The 11,554-nt window shown below is 31.8% G+C and carries 11 protein-coding genes and 1 riboswitch; of the genes, 8 read left to right on the forward strand and 3 right to left on the reverse strand.

Annotation, left to right across the window (positions count from 1 at the left end; all coding sequences use genetic code 11):
• Positions 1-33 precede the first annotated feature (33 nt).
• The 3 genes from BUB87_RS05520 to BUB87_RS05530 form a co-directional block, all read right to left on the reverse strand.
• Complete coding sequence (locus BUB87_RS05520; protein WP_073342553.1) at positions 34-1,137, reverse strand: glycosyltransferase; 1,104 nt, start codon at positions 1,135-1,137, stop codon at positions 34-36.
• Positions 1,137-2,315, reverse strand: coding sequence for a glycosyltransferase family 4 protein (locus BUB87_RS05525; protein WP_073342556.1), 1,179 nt, complete (start codon positions 2,313-2,315; stop codon positions 1,137-1,139). The genes BUB87_RS05520 and BUB87_RS05525 overlap by 1 nt, the downstream gene beginning before the upstream one ends.
• Positions 2,316-2,395: 80 nt before the next feature.
• The gene (locus BUB87_RS05530; RefSeq protein ID WP_073342559.1) at positions 2,396-3,457 is read right to left on the reverse strand and encodes a nucleotidyltransferase family protein; all 1,062 of its coding nucleotides are present in this window, start codon (positions 3,455-3,457) and stop codon (positions 2,396-2,398) included.
• Between the two features lie 668 nt (positions 3,458-4,125).
• Between BUB87_RS05530 and BUB87_RS05535 the strand changes: the two genes are divergently transcribed.
• The 8 genes from BUB87_RS05535 to BUB87_RS05560 all read left to right on the forward strand — a co-directional run bounded on the left by BUB87_RS05535 (position 4,126) and on the right by BUB87_RS05560 (position 11,301).
• Complete coding sequence (locus BUB87_RS05535) at positions 4,126-4,416, forward strand: PqqD family protein (protein WP_073342563.1); 291 nt, start codon at positions 4,126-4,128, stop codon at positions 4,414-4,416.
• Positions 4,417-4,475: 59 nt separating this feature from the next.
• A complete protein-coding gene (locus BUB87_RS05540; protein ID WP_143156622.1) occupies positions 4,476-4,898 on the forward strand; it encodes a lasso peptide biosynthesis B2 protein in 423 nt (140 codons plus the stop codon).
• Positions 4,899-4,909: 11 nt separating this feature from the next.
• Positions 4,910-6,766: an asparagine synthetase B family protein gene (locus BUB87_RS05545; RefSeq protein WP_143156623.1), complete on the forward strand. Its 1,857-nt coding sequence runs from the start codon at positions 4,910-4,912 to the stop codon at positions 6,764-6,766.
• Between the two features lie 96 nt (positions 6,767-6,862).
• Positions 6,863-6,988 carry a hypothetical protein gene (locus tag BUB87_RS14870; RefSeq protein ID WP_268761603.1) on the forward strand — a complete coding sequence of 42 codons (126 nt, stop codon included), beginning with the start codon at positions 6,863-6,865 and terminating at the stop codon, positions 6,986-6,988.
• A 1,139-nt stretch (positions 6,989-8,127) separates the two neighbouring features.
• Positions 8,128-8,298 (forward strand): hypothetical protein, encoded by a 171-nt coding sequence (locus BUB87_RS14355; protein ID WP_159432370.1) that lies wholly within the window; start codon positions 8,128-8,130, stop codon positions 8,296-8,298.
• Positions 8,299-8,438: 140 nt separating this feature from the next.
• A complete protein-coding gene (locus tag BUB87_RS05550; protein WP_073342572.1) occupies positions 8,439-10,148 on the forward strand; it encodes an ABC transporter ATP-binding protein in 1,710 nt (569 codons plus the stop codon).
• The gene (locus BUB87_RS05555) at positions 10,138-10,407 is read left to right on the forward strand and encodes a hypothetical protein (protein ID WP_073342575.1); all 270 of its coding nucleotides are present in this window, start codon (positions 10,138-10,140) and stop codon (positions 10,405-10,407) included. The genes BUB87_RS05550 and BUB87_RS05555 overlap by 11 nt, the downstream gene beginning before the upstream one ends.
• Positions 10,408-10,488: 81 nt before the next feature.
• Positions 10,489-11,301 carry a glycosyltransferase family 4 protein gene (locus BUB87_RS05560; protein WP_073342578.1) on the forward strand — a complete coding sequence of 271 codons (813 nt, stop codon included), beginning with the start codon at positions 10,489-10,491 and terminating at the stop codon, positions 11,299-11,301.
• A gap of 93 nt (positions 11,302-11,394) precedes the next feature.
• A riboswitch (TPP riboswitch) is annotated at positions 11,395-11,498 on the forward strand.
• The last annotated feature ends 56 nt before the right edge of the window (positions 11,499-11,554 follow it).

Raw genomic sequence — 11,554 nt, forward strand, 5'->3', positions numbered from 1 at the left:
AATAACCATTGTAATACGGCGGGTTGTGGGCAGTTATTGCCACGCCCGCTGTAGATTTTGAACCTTATCTTTTTCTAACGCTACCATCAAATATGAGAGGAGGCTTTCTGCACCTTCGTTTAAGTTTATGCCGTTTTCAGTTATACCGTCATAACACCCACCGGTATCTTCATCAATGAGCTTTACCTTGAGAGAATTTTCTCCATGGTACCAGTTAAAGGTTTGAATGCCCATATTTAAAAAGTATTTATCATTGAATATTTTAAATGCGTTAAAATACATCAATGCGGTTTCGCTGGCTTCAATGGGCTGTTCGTCAAAATCTGCAGGTTTACTGCCTTTTTTATACCATCCCTTACATCCTACAGGCTTGAAGTAGCCGTTTCTAAAATAGATATCTTCTAAAAACTTTAAGCTCTCCTGAGCTACATTTAAATATTTTTCCTCTTCAAATATGTTATAGGCTTCAAACAGCGCCCATGGGAATACTGAATTTCCGTAGGTTACTATATCCTCATACCAGTACCAGCCTTCGTCTTTGTTTTCTTTATATTTATCTACTAACCTATCAGCTAAAAGTTTCATCAATTCCTTTATATCCCATGTTTTAATTGAAAATACCTCTCCCATATTTTCATTGTTGTTGTCAACTGTACTCTCTTTAATGTATAAATCTACGTAACTTAAGCCAATAAGGGTATAAGCCATTCCTCTCACGTATTTTAAATCCCGTATATCGGGTAATGCCCTTATCATCATGTGACCGCATGTATTTTTTATCCCCCAAGGTATATTTTTATCAGCCAGGGTATATCCTATGGCCCATATAGCCCTTCCAAAGCAATCTTCTGTGCCTTCTTTATCTTTAAAGTTTCTCTCATAGTCCATGAAATTTCTGAATTTACCATTTTCGTTTTGAGCGTGAAGTAAAAAGGACATGTACCTGTAGATTAGATCCAGATATTTTTTATCTTTGTAGTTTTCATACAGGGCCACGGCAACTATCAGGGCCCTGGCATTATCATCTGTGGTATACCCTTCTTTAAGGTTTGGCACTGAATATTTAGAATGCTGATAAATCCCTACGTTATCTGTCAAATTAAAAAGGTGATTGGTATTTAGAGTTGTGGAATTCATCAAGCAACACCTACCTTTTTTGAGCTATTTATTATTGCCGCGAAAAGGTCGATGTACCGCTTTGCCACATTTTCCCATGTCATATTTTTTCCGAAGTTCAATGTTTTCTCTTCCATTTTCTTTTTTTCTTCAGGGTTATCAAGTACATATAATATACACTTTGCTAAAGAGTCTGGATTCATAAAATCAGCCAACATTCCTCTGCCATCTGCCAGCATCTCTTCGGCGTACTTATAAGGGGTAGATACCACCACCCTGCCATATCCAACAGCATAAGCCAGTGTTCCGCTTACAGCCTGTTCTTTACCTAAATAAGGTGTCATATATATATCTGAAAGCTGGAGATACTCTATTATTTCATCTTTGGTTAGATATCTATTTACGAATTTTACGTTATTCTCTAAGCCCAGGCTTTTCACCAGTTCAATTAATTTTTCCCTGTAACTTTCGCCATATTCTCTTTTTATGTTGGGATGGGTTTGCCCCAGGATTAAATAGAGCACATCATTGTATTTTTGAGCCACTTTTTGTATTGCCTGAATCCCATACTCCAGCCCTTTTCCGGGGCTTATCAATCCGAAAGTGCTTATCACGGGTCTTCCACTGTACCCGTATTTTTCTTTTAACTTTTCTCTTGGCACTACATCTTTATACGGGACACCATGGTGTATTACCTCTATTTTGCTTCTATCTATACCATAAATCGTGGTCAACAATTCTACCGTGTTATGAGCCATTGTAACAACTTTTGCACTCTTTTTGCCAATTGCCATCAATATTTCTTTCTGCTTTTCAAAAAAAGGATTTGACAGTACTGTGTGCAAACATGTAATGACAGGTATTTTGATGTTTTCAAGCAAGTCCAGAAGGTATTCGCCGCAATTTCCGCCAAAAATCCCGTATTCGTGTTCTATCACTAAAATGTCTACATCGGAATCGTTGAGTTTGCGGGCCAACTGGATATAGTCGCCTCTGCTGTGCTGGTTGATTTCATAAAACACTTCTTCTTGATAATCATAGTGGTTGTCATTTATAGCGATCACATTTATATTAAAGCCAGAATTGATTTTTTTCAAAGCTCTTACTAGATCCTGAGAAAATGTAGCTATACCGCATTCCCTAGGTGGATATGTGGTAAGAAAAGCAATTTTAGCGCATTTACCAATATTCCGTACCATAACACATCTGGTTTAAATAAGAACCAGGAGTCCCTCCTTTCAGATTGGAATTTAAATTGTGCTTTTTAGAGTAATTGCTGTTATATAAGCTGCAGTCCTTCTGTGTAGACGTCATTGATGTAAGCGGTATGGGAAATACGACTGTTTGAGTCTATGCAGCAATCTGAAACTACCACAGTGTTTATCAGCTCTGCGCCGTCATTTACGATAACATTATCCCACAATATGCTGCCAATGATTCTGCTGTTTTTGCTTATGAGGTTATTTTCACCTATGACAGAATAAGGACCTACCCTTGCGCCGGCCTCTATCACCGTATTTTTGCCTATATATACAGGACCTATAATTTCTGCTTCAGGGTGAATTTTTACGCCTTCTGCTACAATCACATTGTCACTATCCTCTGATTTACCATCAAACCGACAGAAATCGCACCTTCTACTCAATATATCCTTGTGGGCCTTTGTATATTTCTCCACTGTCCCTATGTCCAGCCAGTACCCATAAAACTGATAAGCGGCCAGCCTGTATCCTTTTTGTAAAAGAGTCGGATAGATATCTTTTTCCAAGGAAATGGCTTTTTTAGCCGGGATTTCGTCAAATATTTCCGGCTGAAAAACATACACGCCAGCATTTATCCAGCTGGAACTGGATTCACCGGGTCTGGGTTTTTCTTTAAAAGATTTTATGTAATTGTCATCATCAAATTCTATGACGCCATACTGAGATGGGTTATCTACCTCTGTCATAGCGATGGTCGCAAGGGCGTCTTTGCTCCTGTGGTATTCTATTAATTCCCGGTAATTGATATCACTGACTATATCAGAATTTAAAACGACAAAAGTATCGTCAAAGAACTTTTCTGCGTTTTTTATTGCACCACCGGTACCTAACGGCGATATTTCGGAGACATAGTGGATTTTTACGCCTAACTCCTGTCCATCTTTGAAATAATTTTTAATATGCTGGGACTTATAAAACGTGCTTATAATTACCTCATCGATACCATTGGATTTTAAATTCATTATAACCCTTTCAAGAAGAGGTCTACCCATGATGGGCACTATTGGCTTAGGCAATTTATAAGTAAGTGGCTGCAACCTTGTACCTTTACCTCCTGCAAGAAGAAGTGCCTTTACCATATGCAACCCCCTCCTCTTTTTATTTAATTGAATTTATATAAATGATATAAATGGCGCACACAGATTATAAAGAGATATGGATATTAGAAACAGTATAAAATCGGCTAATAATGAGTATTAGCACCCAAAACTGATGAGTGCTAACAAGTTTATTTTATATAAAATTATACGATTTGTCAATATATTTTGTGATTTTTTGTTGTTATTCTATGATATTGTCATATTAAAAGTATTCTGTAATAATGTCAGTATGAGAAAGGAACGATATTGTATGACAAAAAGAGAAGTACAAAAATTAATCGTTATCAATAAAACCATTGATGGAATATTGACTATCAGGGAAGCTGCGCAGGCTTTGAACCTAAGCGAACGTCAAATCTTTCTTTGGTTTTAATTTAAACTTAAGGGTTTAATACCAACAACAGCATCGGCTGACCATTTATCTTTCTGTATCTTTCCTTCCGCGAAATTGTAAGTAAATTGGTGATACAGTGAGTAAAAGTGAGGAAAAGAGAGAAAATTAACAATAAAATGATATAATCGCTAAATATGGACTATTTTTGGTATTTTAGAGTATTGAAGAAAAATAAAAAAAAATTATAATTGAGGCGAAAATTAATATATAGTAACGTTTAAAATATGAAAAAGAAAGAAGGTTAATTCTTCTGATGTTGGATGAAGAATCAATTAGGTATAAAATATTAGACCATATTAGTTGGGTTATTAATAATGAGGAAGTTATTTTATTAGATAATAAAAGAGGTATTTTTTTTGGTTTAGATGAGGTGGCTTCAAGAATATGGATACTTATTTCTGAAGGCAAGATGGTTAGAGAAATTATAGACACACTTATGGAAGAATATGATGTGGAAATATCTAGATTAGAAAGTGATGTGAAAAATTTAATCGATGAGTTGATTTTGAATAATTTTATAAAAAGTGATGGGTTTAAAAATTAAAAAAGTGCTGAGGTTAGCTTTTGAAGCAAATAATAACATAAAAAAATAAAACAATATAGGTGGAGAGTGAATTGAAAATAGGTAAATGTATTCAATTTGTCAAGATATATATTTATTTTATAGTGATTAAAATTTTGTTATATATTTTTGGTTTACGAAGAATATTGAATTTTTTAAAGAGGATGAAAGCAAGGACTTATTTAAAGAATCGACCAGCAAATGAAAAAAACTCTTTAGATGTATTATATATCAAACAGCAAATTGATAATGTAAATATTTTTCAAATATATTCAGCTGAATGTTTGGAACAATCTTTGATATTGTTTTATTTATTGTTAAAGAAGAATATTTATAATGCTAAATTAAAGATTGGAGTATGTAAATATCCGTTTTCCGCTCATGCTTGGGTGGAATATAATGGTATTGTATTAAGCAATATAGAATTTAATAAGAAAGATTATTCAGTTATAGAGGAGATTTGAGGGAATGTAATATGAACGAAATAGTAGGAATTTTAAATAGGAAAGATATAGCGAAAAACCTTGAATTAAATAACATAATATATAAGTGGGTAAACGATAAATCTATTCAACTTATTTTATCAGAAAAGTTAAATAGCGAAAAAAGTGCAATATTTTATAAGGAAATTAAACAAAATAATGTAAATATGATAAGTGTACATAGAGAAGATAATTATTTAATTGTAGGCAATGGGCAAGTAAATAATATTAATGAAATAGCTAGAAAAGTAAATAAGATTAATATAACGAATGTAAATGAAGTATTATTGTTAGCTTATAAAAAGTTTGGTATTGATTTTGTAAAGGAAATTAATGGAGAATTTGTTTTTATTATTTGGGATGGAAATAAAAAACAACTAATATGCGTTAGAGATTCTATAGGTATTAAGTCATTATTTTATAGCATTTATAATAATGTAGTAGTATTAGCGACTAACTTAAGTAATATATTAAAATATAATTTAGTAAGAAGTGATTTGGATGATGTATATTTTTCAGAATATTTGACGTTTGGCCTTTTTGAACAACACCTTACTCCGTATAAAAATATTAAGCGTTTAATGCCTGGTAGTATATTAATTATAAACGATGAAAATGCTAAATTAGTAAATTATTGGAATATCTCAAATATAAAAAAGGTAAATTATAAAAACGAGGATGACTATTTTGAGCATTTTAAAAGCTTATTAATGGAATCAGTTTATAGAAATTTTAACATTAGTAACAATGTTTTAATAGAATTGAGTGGAGGATTAGATTCATCTTCTATTGTATGTTTAGTTAGAGAGCTAGTAGAGAAGAGAAGGGATTTAAAAAATAAAATTAATACATTTACTATTGATTATGGTTCATTATTAGTTGAAGAAGACGACATGCCTTTTGCAAAGAGTGTTATAAATAGTAATCCAAATTTTAATCCTATTATTGTAGATGGAAGGGAATTTTGGTTTTTAAAAAATTTAGGCCAAATAGAGGGGGAAGATAAATTATTTTATGACGAACCTAATATGAATATTCTAATACATGACCAAAATAAATTTATGCTCAATATAATTGAAAAATATAATATAGATACTATTATAAGTGGAGAAGGTGGAGATCATTTATTATCATGGAATAATTATTATTTAGCTGATTATTTACGTCAAGGATCCTTAATTAAGGTGTTAATTGAATCTCTTAAATGGAGTAGACAGTTAAAATGTCCAGTATTTAAGGTAATAAAGGAAAATTGTTTATTACCTATATTAAAAAGAAATGTTTGTTTGTTTAACAGTACTGTTCCACCTTGGGTTAGTAAAAAATTGATAATGTTTACTAATTTGAATGAGAGAATAGAAAAGTATTACAGAACAATAAAAGTGGATACAATTACTGATAGTTATCAAATAAGTATAATGAATAATATTCATGAAATATTAGACGGAAATGTATTTGCTAAATTAGTTGAAATAAAGTATCCATTTTTATACCTACCTTTAATAGAATTTATATTTGGAATTCCAATAGATAAAAAAATACGTGCAGGGGAATTAAATAAATATATTTTGAGATATTCATTAAAAGGTATCTTACCAGAAGATGTTCTTAACAGAAAAAATAAAGCGGGTGGTGAACGGCGATTTTATATAGGCCTAAAAAAAGAGTGGCCTTGGCTCGAACAAATTATTAATAATTCAATTATAATTAATGAATTAAAATTTATTGATAAGGAAAAATTTTTGCAGATTTTGAACTATGCAAAACAAGGATATGTAAAAGATCCATATTTGTTTTCGATTGGTCGTACTTTATCGGCGGAAATATGGTTAAGATATTTTAAAAATTAATTTTGCTTATAAACTGCAAACATGACAGGATTGATTGTTAAATTAAAATATTATAATTAAAAAAAATTAATAGTATTTGGAAGGGAGGTAGTTAGGATGCTTCGCATTACTAAAAAACAATATTCCAAACCATCAATTATTAAATATGGTTCAGCAATAAGAATTATAAAAGGTAGCGGTGGTTCAAAATATGAATCATATGCTTCTCATGCTAGATCATAAGGAATTTTTTTGATATTTATTTATGATCCTAGTCATGTTTGCAGTTTTTTAATCTTTAAATAATTGCAAAATAAATAAATAACAGCGAAAATACTAATATGGGGATAAAATAAAGTATTTATAAGAGTCAAAATATCGAGGTAATTACATAATAAAAAGAGTATGCTTTAAAAAGCAAGCTAATAAACCTACCTAATTGTTAAAAAATGTCGGGCGTGTCAAATCAAAAGATAACATTTGTTAGTCTAAAAGTTGTTTTAAAGATAAAGAATTGTCCACATCCCGACATTGGCTGTAATAATTAACCCTGTGCTATGTTATACATGCAATTAAAATACCTGCTTTTAAAGTTATTCACAGACATAAAATCTTTAAGTTATCGATAGATTTTTCAATGACCATTTGCTTTTTATAGAGTTTATACCATTTTTTAGAATTTCATAGCACTATAGAGTTGCTTCTATGTTTAACACGAAAATAGATTTTCATTCCTGGTTGTGTTTGCTCAAACATGGCTGTTTAACAGAAAGATATTAGATAAATTATCAAAAGTGTCAAAGTAAACGTCGCCTAAAAAGTACCTGTAGAAAAAATGAGGGTTATTTAAAGGAACTATTAAGAGCGAGTACTGAAGTTCCAGATTCATACAAGGTTTTAGATTCAGCGGCGGTGGAAGGAATATTTTGACGTCAAGAGAATCATTGTAGAAGCTTATATGTTGGACAACGCTAAGCTGTTAATAATAACAGCGGTTTTAATGGAATAGAAAATATCCGTTTATGTGAAAGAATTTGACATCGAGGTTAGAGGAAGCAGACTTAGGTATTTTATTACAGGCATGGGAATGAGGATTAAAATCGGGATTGGGTTTAGAAAATTTTTTAACATTGCGATATAGAGAATCAAATATTTTGGGATTATTCTCCTTGACATAAAGCTCGAAGCTAATAGTATCGCCGATTAGGATATTAGAGAGAGTAAAACTGATAGTACGGTATATATTCGGTAATATTAACGAGATTATAGAAGAAAGATTAAAGGTCATGAAAAAATAGAGATTTAAATCTAGAGAATTGAGAAGGGTCGGGTACCGCGGGAAAACTGCAAAGTTCTCTTAATTCTTTAGAGAGTTAAAAATTGTGAACAAGCAACTGAGGAGTATGGGTAGAAAGAATTTTTTGAACGATGGCACAAATCATAGATTCAAAGCTAAAATCCCTATAACGATCGATAAAAAAGTAATAATGGTTGTAGAAAGAAGAAAGGATAGGTTCAGAGAAATCAACGAAAGCATCAAAGAGTTTGATTAAACTTAGCTTTATCATCTCATATGGTGTAGATTAAACAAAAGTGGGGAAATTCTTTGAATATATATTGCGAAAATTCTATTGTTTTAGAATTTTGTGGAGTTCACAATAAACTATATAAGAATTTTATGTGGAGGGATTAAATGAAATTTAATAAAAAAAGTATTATTTTTGAAGTATTGGCCGTATTAATAGGTTTGATTGGAATGATGTCCTCATGGCTTTTGTATCCGTGGGCATTTAAAATCCTTATTGATAGCTTTGAAAATAATAAAATTGATATAAGTTTGTATAAAGTTATTATCTTGCTTTTTATAGGAAGAGTTTTAGGTGAAATTTTTATAAATTTATCTTCATATTTGTATACGCAGGTTAAACAGAATATTATTGTTGATTTTCGGAACAGGATTTATTCTCACGTTTGCTCTGTACCTATACACAAACTCAAAAGGATGCAGATAGGTGACATAATGTCATGCCTTACAAACGATATTCCTGTGTATGCCGAAAAATATGAAGCCGTCGGTGAAATGATTGTAGATATAATATTGTTTTTTACAACGATTGTAATTATAAAAGTTATAAATGTAAAACTATTATGGCTCGTACCTGCGTTTTGCATCGTTTTTACTCTTCTACCGTACTATTTATCGAAAAGATTAAGAGAAATAAGTACTAAATTACAGGATAAAATATCCAATTACAATTCTACATTACAGGAGAGCTTAGTGGCAGCAAGGGAGATAAAAGCATTAAACGCTTGTGATTTGGTAAATGATCGGTTAAAAAATATTATTGAAGATATAAAGCACAAGTCGCTTAAAGAAAAATTTGTTTCTCTGGAAAGTTCTTCTGGTCCTTATTTATTTTTTTATGTATTAGAGGCTTTAGCATTTTTAATATCGGTTTTCGAGATACAAAGAGGAAGGTTAGAGCCAGGTACAGCAGTAGCGTCGATCATGTATATAGGGAATATAATAGTGCCTTTGCAGAATTTTGGAAACCTATTTGCCAGTATACGAACTAGTGATGGAGCATGGGATAGAATAAAGAATTTAAATATAATCGAAGAAGAAAAAGAAGAAAAAAAATTGAAAGTGTTAAAAAATATAAAAGGAAATATTTTCTTTAAAAATGTATCTTTTCAGTACCCTGGCTCAGAGTTCAGGTTAGAGGGTATAGATTTAGAAATAAAAGCAAAAAGTAAGACGGCATTGGTTGGTTTGAGCGGAGCTGGCAAGAGCACTATAGCAGATTTGTTATTAAAATTTTATAAGCCTAATAGAGGGCATATATACATAGACGGGATAGATATAAGTGAAATAAAAGACAATTCGTTGAGGGATCATATAGGAGTGGTGTTTCAAGAGCCCTTTTTGTTCAAGGCGAGTATAAAAGAGAATATAAGGTTTGGGAAATGGGATGCTACTGATGAAGAAGTAATAGAGGCAGCGAAGAGAGCTAATGCCCATGATTTTATAATAAAAATGCCTGATGGTTATGAAACGGAACTGGGAGAGATGGGAACAGGTTTATCAGGTGGTCAAAAGCAGAGAATTGCAATAGCCCGAGTACTGTTAAGAAATCCAGAGATATTGATATTTGACGAGGCCACATCATGGTTAGATAAAGAAGCTTCCAGAAGATTTGTAGAAGAGATAGATAAATTAGCAATGGACAAAACGGTGATAATAATAACCCATGATCTTGGGATGGTAACCAATGCGGACCAGATAGTAGTGCTTGAGAGAGGCAAGATAGTAGAAAAAGGTATACACCATGAACTTATGGAGCAAAAAGGATTGTATTATAAGTTGTTTATAAATCAGGAAAGGGAGGACGGTGAAAGTTAAATTGAGAATTGGAATAGATGTGTTTTGCGGATTTGACATTTTATCAAAAGAAAATGGGAATAGTGGAATATTAACATATGCACAACGGCTTATCTATTCTTTATTAGCTATTAACGAGGAAGAGAAAAATGATATAATCCTTTTTCAGAAAAAAGGTTGTACGTCAGTTCATGGTAAAAATGTTTACATGCGCTTTGTTTCTACAAAGGAAGTATTGAACCCAAGAAGTGCAGAATGGGAGAGATGTTATTTAGCTTAAGCTGTTAATAAAGAAAACATAGATTGTTTTTTTTCACCAAATTTTGTTTTACCAGCAAATATTTCAAGTCCTGGGATAGTAATGATACATGATATTTATTATTATTTTGATCCGTATGATTATGAAGAAAGCAAGTATTATTATTTAAAAAAATGGGTTCCAATATCAGCTAAAGAAGCTGCTAAAATAATAACGGGATCTTATGCATCTAAAAGTGATATTATTAAATATCTTGAAGTACCCGAAAATAAAGTAGAAGTGACTTATTTAGCTCCAGGTGATGAATTTTCTGCAATTAATAAGGAAAAGGCAAAAAGTCATGTAAGAGATAAATATGGTATCAATGAGCCATTTATACTTTACGTAGGGAGTGCTAAGAGACGAAAAAATATAAATAACCTTATAATGGCATATTTAATTTCAAAGAATAAGTATCATTTAAAACACAAACTTGTAATGGTGAGTGAATATATAAATCAAATTGAAGAAAAACGCGTACTATTAGAAAGGCTAGGGATAAAAATTGGATATGATTTAATTTGTATTAATGATTTAACAGAAAAAGAACTTGTTTTCTTATACAATGCTGCAGATTTATTTGTTTTTCCATCATTATACGAAGGTTTTGGTTTGGTTATAATAGAAGCTATGGCTTGTGGATTGCCGGTTTTAACCTCTAACAGAGGGGCTACTTCAGAAATTGCAGGTGATGCAGCGGTGCTTGTAAATCCTTTAAATCCTGAGGAAATCGCATATAAAATGGCAGAAATATTAACAAACAAAGAGCTTATAAACATTTTGAGAGAAAAAAGTTTAAAAAGAGCAGCTCAGTTTTCATGGAGGAAAACAGCTAAACAGACAATGGATATATTTAAAGCGACATGTCATAACTAATTACTTGGATTTGATTTAAAATTGTGATATACTAAAGCAAAACACATAATATGGCACAGGGGATTGCAGTGAAGTTATGTAAAAATTAAATAGAATGGATGCTAGGGGAGCTTCGTATGAGGCTGAGAGGGGATTAGTTCCCGACCCTTGGAACCTGTCAGGATAATGCCTGCGTAGGGAAGCATCAAAGTGTTTGAATAAAATACTTTGATTTTACGAAAATGCCCACCCATGCAGGTGGGCTTAATTTATG

It is taken from the genome of Caldanaerobius fijiensis DSM 17918 (genome assembly GCF_900129075.1).
GTDB classification, from domain to species: domain Bacteria; phylum Bacillota; class Thermoanaerobacteria; order Thermoanaerobacterales; family Caldanaerobiaceae; genus Caldanaerobius; species Caldanaerobius fijiensis.